The sequence below is a fragment of the Agromyces sp. NSFZ genome, assembly GCF_056156205.1.
The window spans coordinates 3,502,613-3,525,757 of record NZ_CM149585.1 but is presented as its reverse complement, the minus strand read 5'-3'; the positions used below and the strand labels follow the sequence as shown (position 1 = coordinate 3,525,757).

Below are 23,145 nucleotides of genomic sequence, written 5' to 3'. Positions count from 1 at the left end.
CCTGGCCGGCACGTACAACTCCGACGCGTGGGCAGAAGACGGGTGCAGCGAGGTCCAGATCGACACGGGTACTTGTCGTGCGGAAGGACTAATCGGCAGTAGCGGGGACACCGCGGAGCTCCTCGGTGTGCTTGAGGGCGACACGGCCGACGCCAATGGTGGCGACGAAGTGCATAACCAGCCGCCGAGCAGCGGCACCGCGGAGCAATCTGAGCCTCCGGCGACAACACCGCAGGACAACGACTGCAGGCCGACCAACCCGGCCCTGTGCGCGGTCGAACCCGCCGACCCCGCCGAAGAGCCCGTCGCTCCAGTCGTGGTGACGTTGCGGGACATCGCGTCGTTCCGGCCCGCGACGCCCGGCAACGGGATGGAACCCGCCGGCTGGGCCATCGAGGGGCTTCCGGCGAATTTCGTGGCCGCGGCATCCGTCGAGGTCGTGTCCGGCACCCTGCTCGGGCAGCCCGCCGACGTGCGGTTCACGCCGATCGGGTACCGGTGGGCGCACAGCGACGGCGCCGTGGTCGAGGCCTCGACCCCAGGCGCGACGTGGGCGACCCTCGGGCAGCGCGAGTTCAGCGAGACCGCGACGAGCCACTCGTACGCTGCGTCGGGGGTCTACACGGTCGAGCTCGAGGTGGTGTTGCGGGCCGAGTACCGGTTCGCGGGCTCGGCATGGCGGGCGATCGCCGGGACGCTCACCGTCGCCGGCGAACCGCAGCGGGTCCTGGTCGGCAAGGTCGACACCGTCCTCACACGAGGCAACTGCAACGAGAACCCTGCGGGTCCCGGCTGCTGACCCGTCGGCGGCAGATCGTCCTTGACAGGCGACGCGCGGGAGGAGGACGCTAACCCCTAGAGTCCGCAGGAAGCACCGAGACGTGGCGACCATGGGGATCGCTCGACGACGACGTCACTCACGTCTGGTGTCGGGGAGACGGACTGAAGGGGTTCGTAATGGCTGGCATCCGCTCCACCCGCTCCACCCGCACAAACCGCTCCATCCGCAACGGCATCGTCGGCGCGGCCACGCTCGCGCTGGCGCTCTCGATGCTCGGTCCGATCGGCGCAAGCGCCGTCGACGACGACAACGCCCTCGACATGTACACGGCGGAGGTGACCGCTGCTCAGGCTGCTGAACTCGCCAAGTCCGGATACGACCTCTCCGAAGCCCTGTACAGCGAGTCCGGCGTCAACGTCGACCTCGTGCTCACCGAGGAGGAGGCCGGGAGCCTTCGCGACCGCGGCGTCGATGTGAAGGTCAAGAAGAACAAGGACGGCAAGTCCGCCAGGCAGCTGGCGGCCGAGCAGGCGGAGTCGGGCTACGAGGTGTGGCGATCCTGGGACGAGGCCGGCGGCATCCGCGACGAACTGTACCAACTGGCGAAAGACAACCCGCAGCTCGTCAAGCTCGTAGTGCTCGGCGAGACCCACCAGGGGCGCGAACTCATCGCGGTCAAGTTGACCCAGGGGGCCAGGGGAACGCCCGACGGGGAACGGCCGGCCGTGCTGTACAGCTCGACCCAGCACGCACGCGAGTGGATCTCCACCGAGGTGAACCGGCGACTGCTGAACTCGTTCATCGACGGCTGGCGCGCCAACGACAAGGATACGAAGGAACTCCTCAAGCACAACGAGCTCTGGTTCGTCCTCGTCGCCAACCCCGACGGTTACGAGTACACCTTCGACCACGAGCGCCTCTGGCGGAAGAACCTGCGCGACAACGACGGCGACGGGCAGATCACCCGGGCCGACGGCGTCGACCCGAACCGCAACTTCCCCGAGCACTTCGGCTACGACGAAGAGGGGTCGTCGTCGCAGATCTCGAGCGAGACCTACCGCGGCCCATCGGCGGCATCCGAGCCCGAGACCCAGGCCATGATCGCGCTGTACGACACGGTCGACTTCGCGTTCCACGTGAACTACCACTCCTTCGGCGAATGGCTGCTTTACGCGGAAGGCTGGCAGATCGGCACCCCCACGGCCGATGACGGGATCTACTACGCACTTTCGGGCAACCGCGACGAGCCGACGATCCCGGACTTCGAGCCCGGCCTCTCGTCCGACGTGCTGTACGTGACCAACGGCGAGACCACCGACTACGCGCACGCCGAGCGGGGAACGCTCGGCTGGACGCCCGAACTCGGTGAGGGCGACGAGGAAGGCGGCTTCGTGTTCCCCGACGACGAGGAGCAGGTGCAGGCCGAGTTCGAACGGGCCCTGCCGTTCGCCCTGGACGTCGCGAAGTCGGCGGCGAACCCGGCGGAGCCGGTGTCGCACCTCGGCCTCGAGACGAAGCCGTTCTACCTGGAGAGCGACGACACCTACAAGACCGGGCTGCCGCTCGCGAACTTCACGTTCGACTACTCCTACGGCGACCCGCAGGAGGTGCGCGTCATCGCGCGACGCAACCTCGGCGAGGTCACGCTGAAGTACTCCATCAACGGCGACGACCCCGTCAGCGCGACGACCGAGGAGTGGACCGGCGGTGACCGCTACGGCGGGCAGACCGGCGTGCACTACGCCATCATGAGCGGCGTCGTCACGGGCACCAGCCCGGGTGACAGCGTCGAGGTCTGGTTCGAGGGCGGCGGCGCGGTGAGCGACTCCTTCACCTACCAGGCCGTCGAGGAATCCGCGGACGACGTGCTGATCCTCGCTGCCGAGGACTACACCGGCGCCTCGCCGGGGCAGGCTCCCGGGCCGCACTACCTCGACTCCTACACCGCGGCGCTCGACGCCAACGGCACCGGCTACGACGTCTACGACGTCGACGCACGTGGCCGGGTCGCACCGGACGCGCTCGGCGTCCTCTCGCACTACGACGCCGTCATCTGGTACACCGGCGACGACGTCGTGACGCGTGAGGCGGGCTGGGGCGGCGGCAACGCGTCCCGGCTGGCGATGGACGAGATCCTCGAGGTCCGCGACTTCATGAACGAGGGCGGCCGCGTGCTGTACACCGGCTCGTGGGCCGGCAGCCAGTACACGCCGAACGTCGGCACGCAGTTCTACGACCCGACGGCCGAGAACGCCGAGTGCCGCGCCAACCCCGACGTGCTGGAGCGGTGTCGCGCGCTCGGCGGCTCCGGCGACTTCACGAACGACATGCTGCAGTACTGGCTCGGCGCCTACCTGGTGGTCGACGACGCCGGGACCACGGAGGACGGAAGCATCCTCGACGTGCTCGGCGTGGACACTCCGTTCTCCGGGCTCGACTGGGGCTTCAACGGAGCCGACAGCGCCGAGAACCAGCACCACAGCAACTCGTTCATCACGACGAGCGGCATCCTCGACCCGGCCGTGTACCCCCAGTTCGAAAGCTGGGTCGCGGGCAGGTGGGACCGTGAGGGCGGCCCGTTCGAGCCGCACAGCGGCGAGGCGTACGCCTACTCGCAGATCGGCGACGTGTCGTACAAGCGCCTGACGAACACGATCGACGTTCCGGCCGGCGGTGCCACGATGTCCTTCTGGACCTCGTACGACACCGAAGCCGACTGGGACTTCGTGGCCGTCGAGGCACGCACGGCCGGCGGGGACGACTGGACCACGCTGCCCGACGTCAACGCGCACACGAGCCAGAACACCGGGGCGAGCTGCCCGGCCGGCTGGCGCGACCTGCACCCGCATCTCGACCACTACCAGACCTTCATCGACGACACGGCCTGCGATCCGACCGGCAGCGTCGGCGATGGCGAATGGCACGCCGCGTCCGGCAATTCGGGCGGCTGGCAGGAGTGGTCGGTCGACCTCTCGGCCTACGCCGGCGGTCAGGTCGAGGTATCCATCGCGTACATCAGCGACTGGGCCACCCAGGGGCTCGGCATGTTCGTCGACGACATCACCGTGTCGACGGGCATCGGGTCCACGTCGTTCGAGGGCTCGGACACCGGCGGCTGGGAGGTCACCGGCCCCGCCGAGGGCAGCGCGCCGAACCCGAACAACTTCATCATCACGACGGCGGCGGGCTTCCCCGAGGCCGCAGTGGTGGCGACGCCCGGTTCGCTCATGACGGGCTTCGGATTCGAGGGCATCACGGGTCCTGCGACCCGGAACGCCTGGATGGGCAAGGCGCTCGAGCACCTGCTCTACTGACCGCGTTCCGCTGAGCGCCGAGTGTTACCGTACCCGCCGGATGATGCCGCCGGAACGGTAACACTCGGCGCGAACGGTAACACTCGGCGGCCGGCCGCCGGCCCGTCGGGGCGTCGGGGCGTGCAGGGCGGGCCGGGCGGGCCCGAGCGACTACCGGCTCGTCGCCGTCGGCTCGCCTCGGCGGCCGTGGAGTGCGACCACGGATGACTCCATCAGCCGCCGCACTCCGGCCATGCCCTCGCGGGCGAACGCCGACCGCTGGCGCTCGGCCCCGGTGCCCTCGTGGAGCATCCGCGCCACCGCCTCGGACACCGCCTCCAGGTCGCCGGCCTCGGTGAGCTCGCGCTCGAGGATCCGCACGAACCGCGTCAGCGCCTCACCCGCGGGTGCCAGCCCGCCGACGGCAGGGTCGAACACGTCGGCCCGCATCCCGTAGTGCGCCGAGTGCAGCAACGCGGCGGAGAGGAGCTCTGGCGGCACCTCCGCCGATGCGTCGGCTGCCGCATCCGTCGCCTCGGGGTGCTCGAGCGAACGCGTCACGAGTGCACGCGCGAGGGCCGCCACGAGCAGCGTCGTCTCGGCGTCGAGCTGCGCGTCACCCATACGGAACTCGATCGTGGGCACGTGCTGCGACAGGCGCAGGTCCCATGAGATGAGCCCGAGGTCCTTCGTGCCGCCGATGCCGAGCAGTCGAGCGATGCGGCGGTCGTAGTCGGCGGCATCGAGGAACGACGGCGGACAGCCCGACGTGGTCCACCGGCGCAGCAGGATCGTGCGCCAGCTGTCGTACCCCGTGTCGGTGCCGCGCCACAGCGGTGAGTTCGTCGAGATGGCCGTGAGCAACGGCATCCACGGGCGGGCGGCGTTGAGTGCGATCACGCCGGCCTCCCGGTCGGGCACGCCGACGTGCACGTGCAGGCCGCTGAGCTGGTGGTCGGCGATGACGCCGCCCATGTCGCGCACGATGCGGTGGTAGCGCTCGACGTTCGTGATCGAGGGGAACGGCGTGGTGTCGGGCGGCGTGCCCGTGCTCGCCGCGACCACCCCGAGCTCGGCCGCGCGATCGGCCACGAACCTACGGAATCCGACGAGCGCAGTGCGTGACTCCTCGAGATCGGCGAACACCGCCGAGGAGTGCTCAACCTGCGAGGCGAGGAACTCCTTGTGCGTGACGTCACGCCACTCGGGCGAACTCGTCAGCGCACCGAAGACGTAGGCTCCGACATCCGCGGGCCGCAACGTCACGGAATCCAGGAACTGGAACTCCTCTTCGACACCGAAGGTCGTCACCACGCCCCCTCTCGCCGCGTGAATCCCCGCAATCGAAGGTTCGGTGCGAGGGTGGCCCCGTGTCAAGCCCCTGCGTCACGGGGTCATCAGACGCTAGTCGACGGATGTCACGCCCGCCACACCCCGGTCGGCTACAGGTCGACCACCTCGAGCTCCACGCGCACGTCGCCACCGGCGTCGAGCCCCTCGGCGGTGCGCACCGCCTTCTTCACGGGCAGCACGTAGCTGCCGAGCTTCGAGTCGGGGAAGACCGACGTCGCCCAGGTGGTCGAACCCACCGTGACGCGCACGCGCACCGAACCGAAGCCCCGGGGCATCCGCGGCACTTCCCGGATGTCGGCGGCGGTCTCTTCGGGAAGGGTCACGAAGAACCAGCCGCCCTGTGCGTCCCACTCCCAGAGCGGTGCGGTGAACCGGAATCGCATGCCCGGATGCTACCGGCGCCCACCGATATCACGACACCTCGTGGTCGGACGGGGTCCCCTACGCTGGAGCCCGTGAGTCGGACGCCTGTCACCCTGCTTCCGGGCCCGCCCAAGCTCATGCAACGGTCCCCGACGTGGGTGGGCCTGTCGCTCGGGGTCGCGCTCGTGCTGCTCTTCATCGGGATCCGGGCGTTCGCGCCGGAGGGCATCGGCGACCTGCTCTCGAACTCGGTGCGCGACTTCTTCACGCTCTCGATCAGCGTCGTCATCGAGAGCCTCCCGTTCGTCTTCCTCGGCATCCTGCTCTCGATCGGCGTGCAGGTGTGGCTGCCCGAGGGGTTCCTCCTCCGGCGGCTGCCGAGGCATCCGGTCGTCCGTCGCGTCACCATCTCGCTGCTCGGCGTGCTCCTGCCGGTCTGCGAGTGCGGCAACGTCCCCCTCGCACGAGGGCTCATCCTGCGCGGGCTCACCGTCGGCGAGGCGATGACGTTCCTCCTCGCGGCGCCGATCCTGAATCCCGTGACGATCATCACGACGTACCAGGCCTTCGGATGGGACGACGTCATCCTCGTGAGCCGCATCCTCGGCGGCTTCGTCATCGCGAACCTCGTGGGCTGGATCTACAGCCGCCATCCGGAACCGATGCGCCTGCTCACGACGGGCTTCCAGGCCAGTTGCGCACACGCGGGCCATGACGCACCCACCACGCGGACGCGGCGGAGCGTCGACATGTTCCGAACCGAGACCTCGGCGATGCTGCCCGCGCTCTTCGTCGGCTCGGCGGTCGCCGGGATCATCCAGGTCGGCATCTCGCGCGACCTGCTCATCACGCTCGGCCAGAACCCCGTGCTCTCGGTGTTCGCGCTCATGGCGCTCGCGTTCGTGATCGCCATCTGCTCGAACGTCGACGCGTTCTTCATCCTCGCCTTCGGCTCGACCTTCATGCCGGGCGCGATCGTCGCCTTCCTCGTCTTCGGACCCATCATCGACATCAAGATGCTCGCCCTGATGCGCACCACGTTCACGGCACGAACCCTGCTGCAGCTGTCCCTGCTCGTCGGCCTCGCCGCGGCCGCCCTCGGACTGGCGGTGAACGCCCTTGCGTGAACGACTCATCGCCCGGTGGCAGGGGATCCTGCTCTCGCTCATCGGCATCGTCGCCACCGGTTGGCTGGCCGCCACCGGCCGGCTCGGCCTCTACATCCATCCGCGGTACTTCGAGTTCACGGTCATCATGGCGGTCATCGCCGCGGTGCTGACGCTGGCGGCGTTCGCGGTGGCACCGCTTCCCGACGACCACGAGCGCCACGCGGGGCCGCGCGCGCGGCTCCGCGCGGCGCTCGGCGGCATCGTGGTGGTGGCCGCGGCGGCCGCGCTCCTCGCACTGCCGCCGGCCACCCTCACCTCGGCGACCGCGACCCAGCGGAGCATCAACACGTCGGCCGTCTCCGCAGGCACCGACAGCCCCGACCTCGTCGGTGGCGACACGTCGCAGTTCACGGTCAAGGACTGGGCCGTGCTGCTCGCGCAGGACCCCGACCCCGGCTTCTTCGCGGGTCGCACCATCGAGGTCACCGGATTCGTCATGGCTTCGCCCGACGACCCGGAGAACGTCTTCTACGTCGCCCGATTCACGGTGACGTGCTGCGCCGTCGACGCCCAGCCGGTCGGCGTGCCGGTGCATCTCCCGGGATGGCGGGAGCGATTCGAACCCGACCAATGGGTGACGGCGACCGGGATGCTCGAGGAGAACGTCGGCACGAGCAGCGCCGAGACGCTGCTCCTCACGCCCGACGAGCTCGCCGTGACCGACCAACCCGCCCAGCCCTATGTCTTCTGACGTGTCCGCGACCCCGCCCACCGGCCGGCCGGCCGGCGGCCGGCACCACACCTTCCGGCGTCGCCTGATCGGCACCGTCTCGGTGCTCGTCGTCGCCGTCGCCGGGTTCGGGTTCGCCGGCCTGGTGCAGGGGCCGCGACTGGATGCCGCGGAACTCGACGTCGTGCGCGCGACTCGGCTCGCGGGGGAGCAGCTGACGCTCTCGCTCAACCAGCCCGTGGTCGAGTTCGACGCCGACGCCATCGAGATCGAGCCCGCGGCATCCGTCAGTGCGACGGCCGACGACCGCGACATCGTGATCACCTTCGAGCAGCCGCTCGACTACGCCGCCGAGTACACCGTGCGGGTACCGGGCGTGGTGGGCGCCTACCAGCCGGCGCCGGCCGTCGTCGAGCATCGCTTCGCCACGCCCGACGAGGACGTCTACTCCCTGCACCGCCGCAGCCACCGGGGTGAAGCCGACCTCGTCCAGCGCAGCTCGTTCGCGAAGCCCCAGCCCGAGGTCGTGTTCACCGCGCCGCGCATCCAGGAGTTCGCGCACGCTGGCGACGTGCTCGTCGTCGTGACCGTCGACGACGACGGGCGGAACGAGATCGCGCTGTCGCAGGACGCGCAACCCGATCCCGCCGAGCTTCCGCTCCCCGAGGGTGCCTCGGTCCGCGACCTCGCAGCGTCCACGACCCATCCGCTCGTCGGCTTCGTGGTCGACACGGACGCGGTCGGCGGGGTGCGGCAGCACGAGGCGGAACTGATGACGCTCGACCTGACGGCGACGGCGGAGACGGCCGCGCCCGCCGTGCCGCAGCCCGTGCTCGCGCTCGACGGCACGCCGATGCGCGTCATGTCGTGGGCCTTCGTGCCGGGCACGACGTCGCTCGTGGCCCAGGACTTCGATCAGGGCCTGTACCTCGTCGACACGGTCGGGGGTCGACCTCCCACCCCACTCGGCGTGCACGCCGAGATCCGCGGCTTCATCGCGGGCACGAGCGATCTCCTCGTCGCCGACCCCGATGGCGGAACCGTGCTCGACCTCGCCGACGGCACCACGACGGCGCTCGAGCTCCAGACTCCCGAGCTCGCCGACAACGTCTACGCCGACCGTATCGCCGTGCTCGACGGCGAGGGCCGGTACCTCGTCTCGCTCGTGCAGGCGCGGGTCGAAGCCGGCCGGAACGTGCGCTCGGCGATGCTCGCCGCCGTCGGCGCCGACGGGGAACTCTCGAAGCTGTACGCGCCGGCGCTGCCGACGAGCCTCATCCGCGAGCACTGCGTCGCACCGAACGGGCGCTGGGTCGCCGTCTCGGAGTCACCCGGTGACAGCCGTCCCGACGGGTACTCGGGCCACCCCGGATACACCGAGACGATGACCACGATCGTCGAGATCGACACCGGACGCATCGCGCTCAGCCTGCAGGGCGGCTTCTCCGACTGGTGCCTGCACTGACGAGCCCGCAGGCGTCGCTCGGCCGCTCACCGGCGCCCCTCGGCTTATCTGTGGCGCCCCTCGCCGGCTCGCCGCCCGGATCGCGCCCGACCGGCCGCGGCAAGGGCACGGGCGACCCAGGGCCGGGATGCCCCGGCCGCGCCGTGCTCGTCGGGGAGCGGCACCGTGGTGTGCTCATCAGGCGAGCGGAGGCGCACGGTGTGTCCCGCGATCTCGTCGGATCGGGGTGACGTCTTCGGCGCCGTGTGCGGGCTCCATCTGCGGCCGTCCCAGTAGCGCAACAACGCGACATCCGCCTCGTCGTCGTACCAGCCGGCCGGGCGCGCAGCGTCAGTCGTCACGACCGCGATCCTTCCGGTCCTGCCGGGTGGCCCGGACGGCTCGGACCGTGAGCTGCACCGCGGCGACGATGACGAGCGCCGCGAAGAGGCGCACCGACCATTCGGGCGAGAGCAGGAACGCCACCGCGACCCCGGCGAACGACGCCGCGGTGGCCGCGACGCCCACGATGAAGGCGGCCTTGAGGTCGACGATGCCGCCGCGAGTGTTCGCGACCGTGCCGCTCACCGCAGTCGGGATCATGACGGCGAGCGACGTGCCCTTGGCCACGAGGTCGCTCATTCCGAACAGGGCGATGAACGCGGGCACCATGATGATGCCGCCGCCGATGCCGAAGAGGCCCGACGCGACGCCGATGGCCACGCCGAGCGCGAGCATGCTCACGACGGAGACGACATCGAACTCGAGCACGCCGTCGGCGCGTGCCGGCGTGATCAGCAGCAGGCGCACGGCCACCGCGACGAGCAGCGCGATGAACAGCCAGCGCAGCCACCCGAGTGAGAGGTGGCGCAGCAGCCACGACCCGACCCAGGAGCCGGCGATGCCGCCGATCGCGACGAACAGTGCCGACAGCAGGTCGATCTGGCCGTTGAGGAGGTACGTGATCGAACCGGCGACCGCGGCGGGCACGATCGCCGCGAGCGAGGTGGCCGCGGCGCGGCGCTGGTCCATGCCCGCGAACGTCATGAGGAGCGGCACCATGAGGATGCCGCCGCCGACGCCGAACGCACCCGAGAGCAGGCCGCCTGCCGCGCCGACGAGGGCGAGGCGCACCCACGGCAGCCGCGACGAATGGGCGGGCGCGGCGGGGGAGGTCACCCGATCACTGTAGCGGCGGGCGACCGCGGGCGAGGGTCAGTCGGCGGAGCGGTCGGTCGCGGGCGCCGCGGAGGCGTTCGCAGCGACGAGGGCGGGCCTGTGGCGGGGGTCGACATGCGACGCGTGGCCGACGGCGCCGGCGGGCGCCGACCGGGAGGGTGCGGTCGCGGCATCCGCGGGCCTGGGCGGTTGTGCGGTGACCTCGGCCACGCGCCGCACGCCGCGCGCGACGACCACGAGCAGCACGCCGAACACCGCGCCGCTCGCGTTCATGACGAGGTCGCGCGGATCGGAGATGCGCTCGAGGGGCACCTGGATGAGTTCGATGAGCGCCGTGAACCCGAAGCCCGCCACGACCGCGAGCGGCCAGCGACGGCGTGGAATGAGCAGCGCGGCGAAGACACCGACGGGCACGAACATGGCCACGTTGAACGCCATCTCGGCGAGGTACCCGGTCGTCCAGGTCACGCTCGCGATCCAGGCCTCGGGGTTCAGGATGCCGCCGACGAGCTGGTTCCCGGTGGCGCGCCACGGCGCCGGGCCGACGGTCAGCCACAGCACGCCCACGGCGTAGGCGACGGCGAAGAATCGCAGGGGGCGGCGGTTCATCCCACGATTCTGCACCCGTTCGCTCGGAGTCCGCTGGTTTCCTGCCGCAAGTCGGCGCCCGGGCCCCCCGTCTCGGCGTGTCCCTCGTGCGAGGGACACGCTCGTCATGGTCACGCATGGTCACGATCCGGTCGCGGACCCTGTGCAGCCGGGCAGGATGCCGCTATGGTGGCCTTCAACGATTCCTCCATCAAGCGGGCACTCGCCCGCGCCTCCACCTGATTGCCCGGAGGCGGACCGATCCGCGTGGCATGACCCGATACGAGACGGCGGATGCCTGAGCGCACTCCCGCCCCTCGCCCCCTTGCTTCGGCGGCACCGGGCCGTCGGGGACGCGATCGACCGTCGATCGCAATCGGGGTCGCGAATGCGGCCCGCAGGACAGAAGGACAGCAGTATGGCAACCGGAACCGTCAAGTGGTTCAACGCCGAAAAGGGCTTCGGCTTCATCGCCCCCGACGACGGCTCGGCCGACGTCTTCGCGCACTTCAGCGCCATCACGGGCAGCGGCTACCGTTCGCTCGATGAGGGCCAGAAGGTCGAATTCGAGGTCGCGCAGGGCCCCAAGGGCCTCCAGGCCGAGAACATCCGCGCCCTCTAGGTCGCAACACGTCGAACGCCGTCGCAGCTCACGGGCTGCGGCGGCGTTCGGCGTCGACGCGGGCTGTCACGCCGCGGGTTTCGAGACGCTCCGGCGTCGCTCCTCAACCCGCGGCGTCGCGGCCGTCACGCCATGAGTGTCGCGGCTCGTAGCCGAGCACCCGGCGCGCCTTCCCGATGGAGAGCAGCGTGTCGTTCACGCCGAGTTCGCCGCGCACCGGGACATCCGGGAACACCTCTGCGACGAGCTCGGCGTTCGGCCGGCTCATCACGGTGTCGGCGGCCGCGATGATGAACCGCTCGAATCCGGGCTGCCCCTTGGCGAGCGCGAGGCTCACCGCCTGCGCGCCATCGCGCGCATCGATGTATCCCCACAGGTTCCACTTGCGCAGCGTCGCGTCGGCGTCGAAGGCGTCGAACGCCTCGTAGTCCTCGGGATCCATGACGTTCGAGAAGCGAAGCGCCGTGATCGACAGCCCGGGGTCCCAGCGCACCAGCTCGATCGCCAGCTGCTCTTCGAGGTGCTTGACGAGCGAGTAGGTGCTCTCGGGCCGGGCGGGGTACTCCTCGTCGACCGGGATGTAGGGCGGCGGCGTGTCGAAGGGCAGGCCGAGCACGGTCTCGCTCGACGCGTACACGATCCGCCGGATGCCGAGACGGCGAGCGGCCTGGAAGACGTTGTAGGTGACGAGCATGTTGTTGTGGAACGTCGCCGCGTCGCTCTCGAGGCCGGGCGCCGGGATCGCCGCGAGATGCACGACGGCGTCCACCCCCGAGTGACGGTCGTCGACGCCCGCGATGGCGTCGATCACCTGTCCGTAGTCGGTCAGCTCGACGCGGATGAATCCACCGCGCTTGCCGTGCAGGTCGAGGTTCCACACCTCGTGCCCCTCCTCGCGGAGCGTGCGAACGACGGTGCGGCCGAGTTTGCCGGTTCCCCCGGTCACGATGATGCGCATGCGTCCAGTCTGCCCTTCGACGGGCTCGGGAATCGACGGGCTCGGGGGCCGCTTCGTTCGCCGAGCCCGTGGAAGTGAGCGGCTCCGCAACCCCCTCCCCGCGCGCGCCGGCCCGCCGTAGTCTCCTGGCATGGCCGATGACCCGGAGCGCCCCGGCGCCGAGGAGTGGGTGCCGCCCGGCGCCGCCGTCGAGGACCTGCGCCGGGCCGCGCACGAGTGCCGAGGGTGCGAGCTGTGGCGGGATGCCACGCAGGTCGTGTTCTCGAGCGGTCGGCCGGGTGCTCCGCTGATGCTCGTCGGCGAACAGCCGGGCGATCGCGAGGACCTCGAGGGCAAGCCGTTCGTCGGGCCGGCCGGGCGGTTGCTCGCCGACGCCGTGGACGCGGCTGGCATCCCGCGCGACCAGGTGTACGTCACGAACGCGGTGAAGCACTTCCGCTTCGAGCGCCGCGGCAAGCGGCGCATCCACGAGAAGCCGGCCGTCGCCCACATCGTCGCGTGCCGGCCGTGGCTCGAAGCGGAGTTCGAGGCCGTCGGGCCCGGCATCATCGTGGCGCTCGGCGCCACCGCGGCCCGGGCGGTGCTCGGGCGCACGGTGCGCATCGGGGAGGTGCGCGGCAAGGTGCTCCCGCCGGATGTCGCGGGCGCGGCATCCGTCTTCCCGGTTCCGGTGCTCGTGACGACGCATCCGTCGGCACTGCTGCGCATCGAGGACCCCGCCGACCGGCGGGCGGCGTACGAGACGTTCGTCGATGAGCTGCGCACGGCGGCCGACGCGGCGCAATGAAGCGCAACCCTCACAGCACCTTCCCACGCGCAGGCCATAGACTCAGGACATCTGCAGCGGGCGATCTTCCCGCGAACCCCGGCTGGGAAGTCGACGACCAGCTGGGAACACCACATCTCTCACACCGAAACCCTCGGTGCGATCCGGGCGACGAAGCCCCGCACCGGCTCCCTGGACATCACGCGGAGCTATACGGCACTTTCCCGGGTCGTTCGCGAATCCGGCCTCCTGAACCGCACGCGCTGGTTCTACCTCGCACTCGTCTCGGCGCTCGCGATCGCGCTCGGCGGAGCGATCACCGGGTTCATCCTGCTCGGCGACTCCTGGTTCCAGCTCCTCATCGCGGGCGCGCTTGGCCTCATCTTCACGCAGTTCGCATTCCTCGCCCATGAGGCCTCGCACCGCGCGGTGCTCGAGTCCGGGCCCGCGAACGACCGCGTCGGGCGCATCCTGGCGGCCGGCGTGGTGGGCATCAGCTACTCGTGGTGGATGACGAAGCACACGCGCCACCACGCGAACCCGAACAAGGTCGGCAAGGACCCCGACATCGAGTTCGACACGATCTCGTTCGTCGAGGCGGATGCCGCGAAGCAACGCGGCCTGATGGCGCTCATCACGCGCAAGCAGGGCTGGCTGTTCTTCCCGTTGCTCACGCTCGAAGGTCTGAACCTGCACTACCGCTCCATCCGCACGCTCTTCGAGCGCGGACCCGTCAAGGGCCGCTGGATCGAGCTCGGCCTCATCGCCGCGCGGTTCACCGTGTACCTCGGGGCGATCTTCTGGGTGCTGCCGCTCGGTATGGCGTTCGCCTTCATCGGCGTGCAGCTGGCCGTGTTCGGCATCTACATGGGCGCCTCGTTCGCGCCCAACCACAAGGGCATGCCGATCATCCCGAAGGATGCGAAGCTCGACTTCCTCTCGAAGCAGGTGCTGACCTCGCGCAACATCTCGGGAGGCTGGTGGGCGAACGCGCTCTACGGCGGGCTCAACTACCAGATCGAGCACCACCTGTTCCCGAACATGCCTCGCCCGCACCTGGCGAAGGCGCGCGAGATCGTGCGCGAGTACTGCCGCACGCTCGACGTGCCCTACACCGAGACCACGATGCTGCAGTCGTACGCCATCGTGGTGCGTTACCTCAATCGCGTCGGCCTCGCCGCGCGCGACCCGTTCGACTGCCCGATGGTGAACCAGTTCCGTCGGGCCTGATCGACCACCGGTCCCTGAGCTCGTCGAAGGGCCCGGCACCCGCACTTCCGGCGGCGGACGTCGCCGTCGGAACCCAGCACGACCTCGAGTCGTGCACGTCGCAGCCGCCCAGCGGCTCGGCTTTACAGAAGGAAAAGAAATATGGCAACCGGAACCGTCAAGTGGTTCAACGCCGACAAGGGCTTCGGCTTCATCGCCCCCGATGACGGCACTGCCGACGTCTTCGCGCACTTCAGCGCGATCGCGTCGGGCGGATACCGCTCGCTGGAGGAGAACCAGAAGGTCGAATTCGAGACCGCCCGCGGCCCCAAGGGCCTGCAGGCCGAGAACATCCGCGTCATCGCGTAGTTCTCGCACCCCCACCGGTCCCTGAGCCTGTCGAAGGGCCGGTCGACGAGCGGATGCCGCAGCCGGCGCCTCCCAGTGAGGCGCGGGCGTGGCATCCGCTCGCGCATGTCCGGAGCGTCTTCCGAGCTTCGCGCCATAGTCTCGCCTGAGACCCCGAAGGAGGAGCCCCATGCAGTGCCCCAGTGACGGATCCGTGCTCGTGATGAGCGAGCGCAGCGGCATCGAGATCGACTACTGCCCCACCTGCCGCGGTGTGTGGCTCGACCGCGGCGAGCTCGACAAGATCATCGAGCGCGCGGCCCGCGAGTTCGCGGCACCGTCCTCCGTCGCGCCGCCGGCGGCACCGCAGCCGCCCGCGCAACCGCAGCCGCCCGCATACGGGCAGCAGCCCGGCTACCGGCAGCCGGACTACCAGCAGCCGTACGATCGCGGGTACGACCAGGGCTACCGCAGGAAGAAGAAGGACAACTGGCTCTCGGAGCTCTTCGACTGAGGCTGCGGCCGGGCTACGCGGACTTCGGTGTCGACTGCCCCCACGGGTGATCGACGAGATCCTCGAAGAGCGTGATGTAGTCGGCGGCCATCCGGCGTGCGGTGAACCTGGCCTCGACGCTCGCGCGGCAGGCGGCGCGATCGAGCTCGGTGGCTCGGCCGAGCGCCTCGGCGAGTTCGTCGAGGTCGTCGCGGATGAATCCGGTGCGTCCCTCGTCGACGATCTCGGGCACCGAGCCCCGGCTGGTCGCGACGACGGGCGAACCCGTCGACATCGCCTCGATCATCACGAGCCCGAACGGCTCGTCCCACTGGATCGGGTTGAGCAGGGCGAGGGACGAGCCCATGAGCTCGTACTTCTCCTCGACATCGAGCTCGCCGAGGTACTCGATCCTCGAGCCGAGTGACGGGCGAATGGCCTCCTCGAAGTACTCCTGTTCGGCGGGTTCGCGCATCTTCGCCGCGATGCGAAGCGGGATGCCCGAACGCTCGGCGACCGCGATCGCCTCGGGCAGGCCCTTCGACGGATTCATCCGGCCGACGAAGCACGCCGCGTCGCCGCCCGGTCCCATGGGAATGGGGTCGACGTCGATGCCGTGGTGGATCACTCGCGCGATCGGGATGTCGCCCGCCGTCGAGGCCTGATGGTGCGAGATGGCGACGAACGCCATCTCGGGCGACGCGACGGCGTAGAGCTCCTGCACCAGGGGGATGAACGGGCCGTGCGCGACGGTGACCGTGGGTCCCGTGCGCAGGCTGCGGGCGACGATCGGCCCGGCCAGCGTGTTGTCCACGACGACGTCGGCGCCCTCGAACGCGGTGTAGGCGCGGATCAGATGGCGCAGTTCGTGCGTGGTCACGCCCATCGTCTCGTGGTCGGACGGCGGGAAGCCCTCCAGCGTCGGCACTGCGGACTCGCTGTCGCCGGATGCCGCGAGCACCACGTCGTGGCCGGCGTCCAGGAGCTCCCGAGCCAGGGTGTCGATGAAGGACTCGATGCCCCCGTACGCCGGGGGTGGGATGGGAATCCACGGCGGGGCGACGATGCCGATCCTCATGAGCGGTCCTTTCGGGTCGAGACGGTGGACGACCAGCGCGGCGTCGAGTGGAACGTCACTCCCGGGGGGAGGCCCGCGACGGACGCGCCCTTGCGCGACGCGTCCACCGAGATGCGGGCGCCCGCGAACGGCACGTTGCGGAGGTGGATGTCGCCGAGGTCGTTCGTCGACGTCGGTGCGAGCCACAGGTCGCCGGTGGGGACCGAGGGATCGAAGCGCAGCGTCGTCCGCAGCAGCGAGAAGGGCGTCGCCGCCGCCCACGCCTGCGGTGAGCACGACGCCGGATACGACACCGGCTCGGGGTACTCGGCGCGGTCGAATCCGCAGAAGAGCTCGGGCAGGCGGCCGCCGTAGTGGCTCGCCGCCTCGAAGAGCCCGAACACGATGCGATTCGCCTCCTCGACGAAGCCGTATCGCATGAGCCCGGCCGCGATGATCGCGTTGTCGTGCGGCCAGACGGAGCCGTTGTGGTAACTGGCGGGGTTGTACGCACCCATGTCGGAGGCGAGGGTGCGGACGCCCCACCCCGTGAACATCTCCTCGGAGAGCAGGTGCTGCGCGACGGCGGCGCCCTTGTCGTCGTCGACGATGCCGCTCCACAGACAGTGCCCCATGTTCGACGCGCAGGCATCGACCGGGCGCTTCTCCCCGTCGAGGGCGATCGCGAAGTATCCGCGGTCGGGCAGCCAGAACCGCTCGTTGAACTCGCGCTTCAACTGCTGTGCCCGCTCGGTCCACTCCTCGGCGGTCGTCTCATCGCCGTGCATGGCCGCGAGGGCCGCGCGCGCCTCGTACGCGGCATACACGTAGCCCTGCACCTCGCACAGCGCGATGGGGCCCTCGGCGAGGGTGCCGTCCGCGAACGAGATGCCGTCCCACGAATCCTTCCAGCCCTGGTTGACGAGGCCCTGCTCATTCAGGCGGCCGTACTCGACGAAGCCGTCACCGTCGCGATCGCCGTCTCGGGCGATCCAGTCGAGCGCCCGGTCGGCGGCCGCGATCAGGTCGGATGCGTCGTCGGGAAGCGCACCCCATCGGGCGAGCTCGCCGAGCACCACGACGAACAGCGGTGTCGCGTCGACGGTGCCGTAGTACACCGAGCCACCGCCGAGCGCGAGGTTCGTCGTCGCGCCGAGACGCACCTCGTGCAGGATGCGTCCGGCTTGCTCCTCGGACGACGGATCGGAGCGTGTGCCCTGCAGGTCGGCGAGCGTCTGCAGCGTTCCGACCGCGAGCGTGGGGTCGAGCGGCAGCGACATGAACGCGGTGAGCAGCGAGTCGCGTCCGAAGAGCGCCATGAACCACGGGACTCCGGCGGCGACGACCGCCCGGTCGGGGTGCCGGGGATCGAAGATGCGCAGCGATCCGAGGTCGCGCTGGCTCTGCAGCACGACGCGTTCGATCTCGACGTCCTCGAGCGAGGGCTCCGGAATGCCGGACTGCCACGCGAGGAACCGGCGCGACGGCTCGAGGGCCGGGAGCGGCCCGGTGTCGACGCCCATCGCCACCTCGCGGCCGTCCACGATCGGCGCGACACGCACCTCCTCCGACCAGGTGCCGCGCGGCCCGAGGATCACGTCGAACGACAGCCGGTCGCCCGAGGTGCCGGCGCCGGGCGCCGAGATCACGACGCCACGTCCGTCGGCGCCGCTTCGGGTGGAGTCGATTCGCAGTCGCCCGGGCGATTCGTCGCTGGGCGGGCGCGGCTCGCCGGTGGCCCGGCCCTCCTTCACCTCGAAGATGTCGGCGAAGTCGGATTCGGCGATCAACTCGACCCGGTAGACCGTGGGCTCGCGGGAATAGCTCCTGAGGGTCAGGGTCTCGCGCAGGCCGTTGTCCACCCGGCGGTCCCGTTCCACGATCAGCGGCGTATCCGCCCGCCCGGGCACGTGGCCGGCGCGGCCGATCATCACCGCCTGGAAGGGCTGGGGCGTCGTCGACGACAGCGCCTCCACCGGTGCGCCGTCGACGAGCAGGCTCCACCGTGAGATGACTCTCGTGTCCCGGTGGAAGACCCCATGGGGGAGTTCGGGGACGATGTCGCCGTTCGCCGCGGAGACGCAGAACGACGACCCCTCGACGATCGTGATCGCGCCGGTCCCCGCAGTCTGCGCGAGTGTGTCGGTGTTCCATCCCGTCATCGCATCGGCCTCCTGGTCGTGCGGATGGCGCGCACGGTGCAGCGCCGCCGCGGTGCCCACGCTAGGCGGGGCGCGCGCACGCGGCGAGGGGTTGACAGCCCCTACGCGGGAGAACCGGCGATGTTCACCAGCCAGCTGACGCCGAACCGGTCGACGAGCATGCCGAAGCTGTCGCCCCATGGCGCCGTTTCGAGCGGCTCCACCACCCGACCGCCCTCGGTGAGCCGCTCCCAGTAGCCGCGCAGCGTCGCTTCATCGTCGCCCGAAAGGGATACCGAGAATCCCTCGTGGCCACGGAACTCGAGGTGCTTCGGCGTGTCGGCGCACATCAGGGTCACCCCGTGCTCGCCGTCGAGTTGGCCGTGCATGACGAGGTCGTTCTCTGCGGGGTCCTGGGCCGCCTGGAAGTCGGCGAACGTCGAGATCCGGAGTTCGCCGCCGAACACGGAGCGGTAGAACTCCAGCGCTTCGCGGGCGTCGTCGCGGAAGTTCAGGTACGGATTGAGCGTGACGGGCATCGTCGCCTCCAGATCGTCGGTCGTCGTTCCTGCGCCCGATTCTGCTCCGGATGCGTCGGCCGCGCGAGTCCCCGGAAGAACCCACTTGACGATCGGTGATCGGGGCTCTACGTTAATCAACGAAGTGATTGATCAAGCAAGTAGTTGATTACGAGAGGAGGCTGAGATGATCGTCGACCCGAGCGCCGACGACCGTCTCGACCGCGCCTTCATGGCCCTCGCCGATCCGGTGCGGCGCGGCATCATCGCCCGCCTGAGCCGTGGTCCGGCCACGGTGAACGAACTCGCCGAGCCGTTCCAGATCACCAAGCAGGCCGTCTCGAAGCACATCCAGGTGCTCGAGCAGGCCGGCCTCGTGACTCGCAGTCGCGACGCGCAACGCCGTCCCGTGCACCTGGACGCCGCGCAGCTCGAGGCCCTCACCGCGTGGATCGACCGCTACCGGTTGATCCACGAGCAGCAGTTCCGCGCATTGGACGCGCTGCTCGCCACCGACCGCGGCACGAACGCCGCAGCATCCGATGCCGGGCCCACGCCCGGCGCCACCAAGAAGGATCCATCATGACCACCACGACCAACCCCGTCACCATCAGCGCCCCCGAGGGCCTGCCGTTCATCGAGATCGAGCGCGAGTTCGACGCGCCCGTGGCCGCCGTGTTCAACGCGCACCGCGACCCCGAGCTCGTGAAGCAGTGGCTCGGCCCCAACGGCTACGAGATGGCCGTCGACCGCTGGGACTTCGTGAGCCACGGCGGCTACCGCTACGTGCACACGAACTCAGCGGGTGAGGCGTACGCGTTCAACGGCACCTTCCACACGGTCCGCGAGAACGAGCTCGCGATCCAGACCTTCGAGTTCGAGGGCTTCCCCGATGTCGTGAGCATCGAGACGCTGACCTTCGAGGACCTCGGCGACGGCCGCTCGCGCGTCCGCATCCACTCCGTGTACCCGAGCGTCGAGTCCCGCGACGGCATGGTGCAGAGCAACATGGAGCAGGGCATGCGCGAGGGCTACCAGCGTCTCGACCGTGTGCTGGCGGCCTGAGGCGCCGGCGGCGAAGGAGGGAGCCTCCCCATGGACTGGACCCTGGAGGTCGTCATCGTCCCGGTCAGCGACCTGCAGCGCGCGATCGAGTTCTACCGCGATCGTGTCGGCTTCGAGCTCGACCACGACACCGTCATGGGCGACATGCGCTTCGCGCAGCTGACCCCGCGCGGGTCTGGCTGCTCGATCGTCATGGGCACCCTGCCCGCGCAGCGGGAGATGGTGCCCGGATCGCTGAAGGGCGTGCAGCTCGTCGTCGCCGACGCCGAGGCGGCGCGCGTCGAGCTCGTCGAACGCGGCGTCGAGTGCGGAGAGATCCAGGTCATCGACCCTCGAGACGGCGGCACGTTCTTCGGCTTCTCCGACCCCGACGGGAACTCGTGGGCGGTGCAGCAGATCAGGGCGCGGGCGGAGCATCCGCTCATCCCGGTCGAGGCCCGGCAGCGCTTCGGCGCCGAGCAGGAGGCCTGAGCGCCGGCCCCTGAGCGCCGCCCCTGAGCTCGTGAAGGAGACTGGGCGCCATCCCCGTCCCACAGGCGGGATGGCGCCCATTCTCCTGCACGAGCCGAGGTAGGGCACGCGCCATGACACCCCATGGGGGCATTGCATCGCGACGCGACGGCGACGATCATGTTCCGGGGGGTTGAAGCATGGGGAGGCAGGCGAAGGCGACCTGGATCGGCGAGCAGGGGGCTGCCGCCGTGACACTTCACTTGGAGTCGACGGGGTTGCACATCTCGGGCGAACGTCGCGCGCGCGTGCCGCGCACCGCGTGGCGGCATGTGCAGGCCGCCGACGGGATCGTGTCGTTCGAGGCCGACGGCGATATCTACCGGTTCCGGCTCGGGCCCGCGGCATCCGCATGGGCCGATGCCCTCGCGAAACCGCCGCCGACGCTCGGCGAGAAGCTCGGCGTGACGCACGGCACCCCCGTCGCCGTGCGGGGCGAGCTGCCGCTGCCCGAGCTCGAAGAGGCGCTGGCGGATGCCCCGCGCGCCACGCCGTGGGAGGCGGAGCTCGTCGTCGTGGTCGTGCGCAGCGACGCCGAGCTCCGGCTGCTGCCGGTGTGGTTCGGGGAGTGCGGGGTCGACACGCACGTCTGGATCGTGCACGGCAAGGGTCGCGGCTCCGAGGCTCCAGGCGACAACGCCGTGCGGTCGGTGATGCGGGCGGCCGGATGGCGTGACACGAAGTCGAGCGCGGTGGGCGACCTGTGGTCGGCGACACGGTACTCGCCGGTCAGGGCATCATGACAGGATGACGTCCGCACCCGAGATCCTCCGCTACACCGCATTCACCGACGATCCGAACGGCGGAAACCCCGCCGGGGTCGTGCTCGACGCAACCGCGCTCGACGATGCCGCCATGCAGCGCATCGCCGCCGACGTCGACTACGCCGAGACGGCCTTCATCACGGGCGAGTCGGGCGGCGCCCGCGTGGTGCGCTACTTCTCGCCCGTCGCCGAGGTGCCGTTCTGCGGCCACGCCACCGTCGCAACGGCCGTCGCGATCGCGGAGCGCGAGGGGGCGGGGACGATCCGGTTCGCGACCCCGGTCGGCGAGGTCGCCATCGAGACGAGCGAGGACGACGGCGTGCTGCGGGCCGCGTTCACGAGCGTCGACCCCGAGGTCGAACCGCTGCCCCACGAGGTGCTCGCGTTGCTGCTCGACCTCTTCGGCCTGTCACGCGACGACCTCGACGACCGGTATCCGCCCCTCGTCGCGTTCGCCGGCAACCGGCACCCCGTGCTCGTGCTGCGCGACGCCGAGGCCTTCGACGGCTTCCGGTTCGATCCGGCGGCGGCCCGGAAGCTCATGGATGCGCAGGGCTGGCCGGCGACGATCATCGTGCTGCACCGCCTTCCGGATGCCTCGGGCGGCGGCCTGCGATTCGAGGCCCGCAACCCGTTCCCGGTGGGGCGCATCACCGAGGATCCGGCGACCGGCGCTGCGGCGGCAGCCGTCGGCGCGTACCTCCGGCACCTCGGCGCCGTCAGGCCGCCCGCCCGGGTCGAGGTCGAGCAGGGCCGCCACGTGGGCCGGCCGAGCGAGCTCCTCGTCGACATCCCCGAGCGCGGCGGCATCGTGGTGAGCGGCCGCGCCGTGGCGATTCCCGCGGGCTAGGCTCGACCCCATGCAGACCCGCACGCTCGGCCGCACCGGCCGCACCGTCTCGATCATCGGACTCGGCACCTGGCAGCTCGGCGCCGACTGGGGCGAGGTCGACGAGGCCGACGCGCTCGCCGTGCTCGACGCGGCCCACGACGCCGGGGTCACGTTCTTCGACACCGCCGACGTCTACGGCGACGGCCGAAGCGAGTCGCTCATCGGACGCTGGTTGCGCGAGCACCCCGACTCGGGCGTGACGGTCGCCACCAAGATGGGCCGCCGGATGCCCCAGGAGCACGCGAACTACTCGATGGAGCATTTCCGCTCCTGGACCGATCGGTCACGGGCCAACCTCGGCGTCGACACGCTCGACCTCGTGCAGCTGCACTGCCCGCCGACCTCCGTGTACTCCGACGATCGCGTGTTCGACGCGCTCGACACGCTCGTCGACGAGGGCGCGATCGCCGCGTACGGGGTCAGCGTCGAGCGGGTCGAGGAGGCGCTCACGGCCATCGCCCGACCGAATGTCGCGAGCGTGCAGATCATCCTCAACGCGTTCCGGCTGAAGCCGCTCGACGAGGTGCTGCCCGCCGCCCGGGCCGCCGGCGTCGGCATCATCGCGCGTGTGCCCCTCGCGAGCGGGCTGCTGTCGGGCCGGTACACGCTCGACACGCAGTTCGCGGCGAACGACCACCGCAGCTTCAACCGGCACGGAGAGTCGTTCGACGTGGGCGAGACCTTCTCGGGCGTCGATTACGAGACGGGCGTGCGTGCTGCGGCGGAGTTCTCGGAGCTCGCGCGCGCAGCCGCGCCCGACGCCACGGCCGCGCAGGTCGCGCTCGCCTGGGTCGCGGCGCAGGACAGCGTGAGTTCGGTGATCCCCGGTGCGCGCAGCCCCGAGCAGGCGCGCGCCAACGCCGCGGCGGGCTCGCTCGAGCTGCCCGAGGGCTTCGACGCGAAGGTGCACGACCTCTACGACCGAGAGATCAGCGCGCAGGTGCACGCTCGCTGGTAGGGGA

General features: G+C 70.3%; 25 protein-coding genes. 16 read left to right on the top strand and 9 right to left on the bottom strand.

The annotated features are described in order from the left end of the window. The first annotated feature begins 316 nt into the window (after window positions 1-316). Complete coding sequence (locus tag ACVFI9_RS16770) at window positions 317-799, top strand: PKD domain-containing protein (RefSeq protein ID WP_474763313.1); 483 nt, start codon at window positions 317-319, stop codon at window positions 797-799. Window positions 800-957: 158 nt separating this feature from the next. Continuing rightward, window positions 958-4,095, top strand: coding sequence for a M14 family metallopeptidase (locus ACVFI9_RS16765; protein ID WP_474763312.1), 3,138 nt, complete (start codon window positions 958-960; stop codon window positions 4,093-4,095). Window positions 4,096-4,245: 150 nt separating this feature from the next. On the opposite strand, the gene ACVFI9_RS16760 is transcribed toward ACVFI9_RS16765, so the two are convergent. Both ACVFI9_RS16760 and ACVFI9_RS16755 read right to left on the bottom strand, forming a co-directional pair. Next, a complete protein-coding gene (locus tag ACVFI9_RS16760) occupies window positions 4,246-5,385 on the bottom strand; it encodes a carboxylate-amine ligase (RefSeq protein ID WP_474763311.1) in 1,140 nt (379 codons plus the stop codon). A gap of 131 nt (window positions 5,386-5,516) precedes the next feature. Further along, window positions 5,517-5,810, bottom strand: a complete 294-nt coding sequence (locus tag ACVFI9_RS16755; RefSeq protein WP_474763310.1) for a DUF1905 domain-containing protein — start codon at window positions 5,808-5,810, stop codon at window positions 5,517-5,519. Between the two features lie 72 nt (window positions 5,811-5,882). Between ACVFI9_RS16755 and ACVFI9_RS16750 the strand changes: the two genes are divergently transcribed. Genes ACVFI9_RS16750 through ACVFI9_RS16740 form a run of 3 tightly spaced genes read left to right on the top strand, consistent with a single transcriptional unit; the run spans window position 5,883 to window position 9,094 of the window. Next, window positions 5,883-6,917, top strand: coding sequence for a permease (locus ACVFI9_RS16750; protein ID WP_474763309.1), 1,035 nt, complete (start codon window positions 5,883-5,885; stop codon window positions 6,915-6,917). Then, window positions 6,910-7,650, top strand: a complete 741-nt coding sequence (locus ACVFI9_RS16745) for a TIGR03943 family putative permease subunit (protein WP_474763308.1) — start codon at window positions 6,910-6,912, stop codon at window positions 7,648-7,650. Before ACVFI9_RS16750 ends, ACVFI9_RS16745 begins: the two co-directional genes overlap by 8 nt. 1 nt (window position 7,651) lies before the next feature. Next, entirely contained in the window at window positions 7,652-9,094 is a 1,443-nt protein-coding gene (locus ACVFI9_RS16740; protein ID WP_474763307.1) for a hypothetical protein, read from the top strand. A gap of 44 nt (window positions 9,095-9,138) precedes the next feature. Here ACVFI9_RS16740 and ACVFI9_RS16735 read toward each other — a convergent pair whose 3' ends face one another. From ACVFI9_RS16735 to ACVFI9_RS16725, 3 genes are read right to left on the bottom strand one after another with little or no spacing between them, the layout of a single operon-like run. Further along, window positions 9,139-9,435, bottom strand: a complete 297-nt coding sequence (locus tag ACVFI9_RS16735) for a DUF2510 domain-containing protein (protein WP_474763306.1) — start codon at window positions 9,433-9,435, stop codon at window positions 9,139-9,141. Continuing rightward, window positions 9,425-10,252 (bottom strand): sulfite exporter TauE/SafE family protein, encoded by an 828-nt coding sequence (locus ACVFI9_RS16730; RefSeq protein ID WP_474763305.1) that lies wholly within the window; start codon window positions 10,250-10,252, stop codon window positions 9,425-9,427. Before ACVFI9_RS16730 ends, ACVFI9_RS16735 begins: the two co-directional genes overlap by 11 nt. Before the next feature lie 36 nt (window positions 10,253-10,288). Further along, complete coding sequence (locus ACVFI9_RS16725) at window positions 10,289-10,861, bottom strand: VanZ family protein (RefSeq protein WP_474763304.1); 573 nt, start codon at window positions 10,859-10,861, stop codon at window positions 10,289-10,291. Between the two features lie 397 nt (window positions 10,862-11,258). On the opposite strand from ACVFI9_RS16725, the gene ACVFI9_RS16720 reads away from it, so the two are divergent. Next, complete coding sequence (locus ACVFI9_RS16720) at window positions 11,259-11,462, top strand: cold-shock protein (protein ID WP_136709507.1); 204 nt, start codon at window positions 11,259-11,261, stop codon at window positions 11,460-11,462. A gap of 103 nt (window positions 11,463-11,565) precedes the next feature. Here the strand turns inward: ACVFI9_RS16720 and ACVFI9_RS16715 are convergent, their stop codons facing one another. Next, complete coding sequence (locus ACVFI9_RS16715; RefSeq protein WP_474763303.1) at window positions 11,566-12,420, bottom strand: NAD-dependent epimerase/dehydratase family protein; 855 nt, start codon at window positions 12,418-12,420, stop codon at window positions 11,566-11,568. Between the two features lie 130 nt (window positions 12,421-12,550). On the opposite strand from ACVFI9_RS16715, the gene ACVFI9_RS16710 reads away from it, so the two are divergent. The 4 genes from ACVFI9_RS16710 to ACVFI9_RS16695 all read left to right on the top strand — a co-directional run bounded on the left by ACVFI9_RS16710 (window position 12,551) and on the right by ACVFI9_RS16695 (window position 15,257). Beyond that, window positions 12,551-13,207 (top strand): UdgX family uracil-DNA binding protein, encoded by a 657-nt coding sequence (locus ACVFI9_RS16710; RefSeq protein WP_474763302.1) that lies wholly within the window; start codon window positions 12,551-12,553, stop codon window positions 13,205-13,207. A 114-nt stretch (window positions 13,208-13,321) separates the two neighbouring features. Then, window positions 13,322-14,416, top strand: a complete 1,095-nt coding sequence (locus ACVFI9_RS16705; RefSeq protein WP_474766293.1) for a fatty acid desaturase family protein — start codon at window positions 13,322-13,324, stop codon at window positions 14,414-14,416. Window positions 14,417-14,557: 141 nt separating this feature from the next. Then, complete coding sequence (locus ACVFI9_RS16700) at window positions 14,558-14,764, top strand: cold-shock protein (RefSeq protein ID WP_142138881.1); 207 nt, start codon at window positions 14,558-14,560, stop codon at window positions 14,762-14,764. A 169-nt stretch (window positions 14,765-14,933) separates the two neighbouring features. Then, complete coding sequence (locus ACVFI9_RS16695; RefSeq protein WP_474763301.1) at window positions 14,934-15,257, top strand: TFIIB-type zinc ribbon-containing protein; 324 nt, start codon at window positions 14,934-14,936, stop codon at window positions 15,255-15,257. Window positions 15,258-15,270: 13 nt separating this feature from the next. Here the strand turns inward: ACVFI9_RS16695 and ACVFI9_RS16690 are convergent, their stop codons facing one another. From ACVFI9_RS16690 to ACVFI9_RS16680, 3 genes are all read right to left on the bottom strand, one after another. Beyond that, a complete protein-coding gene (locus ACVFI9_RS16690) occupies window positions 15,271-16,314 on the bottom strand; it encodes a glycosyltransferase family 4 protein (protein WP_474763300.1) in 1,044 nt (347 codons plus the stop codon). Further along, window positions 16,311-18,455 carry an amylo-alpha-1,6-glucosidase gene (locus ACVFI9_RS16685; protein ID WP_474763299.1) on the bottom strand — a complete coding sequence of 715 codons (2,145 nt, stop codon included), beginning with the start codon at window positions 18,453-18,455 and terminating at the stop codon, window positions 16,311-16,313. The genes ACVFI9_RS16690 and ACVFI9_RS16685 overlap by 4 nt, the downstream gene beginning before the upstream one ends. 101 nt (window positions 18,456-18,556) lie before the next feature. Next, the gene (locus ACVFI9_RS16680; protein ID WP_474763298.1) at window positions 18,557-18,973 is read right to left on the bottom strand and encodes a VOC family protein; all 417 of its coding nucleotides are present in this window, start codon (window positions 18,971-18,973) and stop codon (window positions 18,557-18,559) included. Window positions 18,974-19,139: 166 nt separating this feature from the next. Between ACVFI9_RS16680 and ACVFI9_RS16675 the strand changes: the two genes are divergently transcribed. From ACVFI9_RS16675 to ACVFI9_RS16650, 6 genes are all read left to right on the top strand, one after another. Further along, entirely contained in the window at window positions 19,140-19,538 is a 399-nt protein-coding gene (locus ACVFI9_RS16675) for an ArsR/SmtB family transcription factor (RefSeq protein ID WP_474763297.1), read from the top strand. Continuing rightward, window positions 19,535-20,017 (top strand): SRPBCC family protein, encoded by a 483-nt coding sequence (locus tag ACVFI9_RS16670; RefSeq protein WP_474763296.1) that lies wholly within the window; start codon window positions 19,535-19,537, stop codon window positions 20,015-20,017. The genes ACVFI9_RS16675 and ACVFI9_RS16670 overlap by 4 nt, the downstream gene beginning before the upstream one ends. Before the next feature lie 30 nt (window positions 20,018-20,047). After that, a complete protein-coding gene (locus ACVFI9_RS16665) occupies window positions 20,048-20,488 on the top strand; it encodes a VOC family protein (RefSeq protein ID WP_474763295.1) in 441 nt (146 codons plus the stop codon). A 179-nt stretch (window positions 20,489-20,667) separates the two neighbouring features. Continuing rightward, window positions 20,668-21,270: a hypothetical protein gene (locus ACVFI9_RS16660; protein WP_474763294.1), complete on the top strand. Its 603-nt coding sequence runs from the start codon at window positions 20,668-20,670 to the stop codon at window positions 21,268-21,270. A gap of 4 nt (window positions 21,271-21,274) precedes the next feature. Beyond that, entirely contained in the window at window positions 21,275-22,141 is an 867-nt protein-coding gene (locus ACVFI9_RS16655) for a PhzF family phenazine biosynthesis protein (RefSeq protein ID WP_474763293.1), read from the top strand. A 10-nt stretch (window positions 22,142-22,151) separates the two neighbouring features. Continuing rightward, window positions 22,152-23,141 (top strand): aldo/keto reductase, encoded by a 990-nt coding sequence (locus ACVFI9_RS16650; protein WP_474763292.1) that lies wholly within the window; start codon window positions 22,152-22,154, stop codon window positions 23,139-23,141. The last annotated feature ends 4 nt before the right edge of the window (window positions 23,142-23,145 follow it).

Coding starts and splice junctions, on each gene's coding strand:
- ACVFI9_RS16765 (WP_474763312.1), top strand. CDS start 958: ATGGCTGGCATCCGCTCCACCCGCTCCACCCGCACAAACCGCTCCATC.
- ACVFI9_RS16755 (WP_474763310.1), bottom strand. CDS start 5,810: ATGCGATTCCGGTTCACCGCACCGCTCTGGGAGTGGGACGCACAGGGC.
- ACVFI9_RS16725 (WP_474763304.1), bottom strand. CDS start 10,861: ATGAACCGCCGCCCCCTGCGATTCTTCGCCGTCGCCTACGCCGTGGGC.
- ACVFI9_RS16720 (WP_136709507.1), top strand. CDS start 11,259: ATGGCAACCGGAACCGTCAAGTGGTTCAACGCCGAAAAGGGCTTCGGC.
- ACVFI9_RS16715 (WP_474763303.1), bottom strand. CDS start 12,420: ATGCGCATCATCGTGACCGGGGGAACCGGCAAACTCGGCCGCACCGTC.
- ACVFI9_RS16710 (WP_474763302.1), top strand. CDS start 12,551: ATGGCCGATGACCCGGAGCGCCCCGGCGCCGAGGAGTGGGTGCCGCCC.
- ACVFI9_RS16700 (WP_142138881.1), top strand. CDS start 14,558: ATGGCAACCGGAACCGTCAAGTGGTTCAACGCCGACAAGGGCTTCGGC.
- ACVFI9_RS16695 (WP_474763301.1), top strand. CDS start 14,934: ATGCAGTGCCCCAGTGACGGATCCGTGCTCGTGATGAGCGAGCGCAGC.
- ACVFI9_RS16690 (WP_474763300.1), bottom strand. CDS start 16,314: ATGAGGATCGGCATCGTCGCCCCGCCGTGGATTCCCATCCCACCCCCG.
- ACVFI9_RS16685 (WP_474763299.1), bottom strand. CDS start 18,455: ATGACGGGATGGAACACCGACACACTCGCGCAGACTGCGGGGACCGGC.
- ACVFI9_RS16680 (WP_474763298.1), bottom strand. CDS start 18,973: ATGCCCGTCACGCTCAATCCGTACCTGAACTTCCGCGACGACGCCCGC.
- ACVFI9_RS16675 (WP_474763297.1), top strand. CDS start 19,140: ATGATCGTCGACCCGAGCGCCGACGACCGTCTCGACCGCGCCTTCATG.
- ACVFI9_RS16670 (WP_474763296.1), top strand. CDS start 19,535: ATGACCACCACGACCAACCCCGTCACCATCAGCGCCCCCGAGGGCCTG.
- ACVFI9_RS16665 (WP_474763295.1), top strand. CDS start 20,048: ATGGACTGGACCCTGGAGGTCGTCATCGTCCCGGTCAGCGACCTGCAG.
- ACVFI9_RS16660 (WP_474763294.1), top strand. CDS start 20,668: ATGGGGAGGCAGGCGAAGGCGACCTGGATCGGCGAGCAGGGGGCTGCC.
- ACVFI9_RS16655 (WP_474763293.1), top strand. CDS start 21,275: ATGACGTCCGCACCCGAGATCCTCCGCTACACCGCATTCACCGACGAT.
- ACVFI9_RS16650 (WP_474763292.1), top strand. CDS start 22,152: ATGCAGACCCGCACGCTCGGCCGCACCGGCCGCACCGTCTCGATCATC.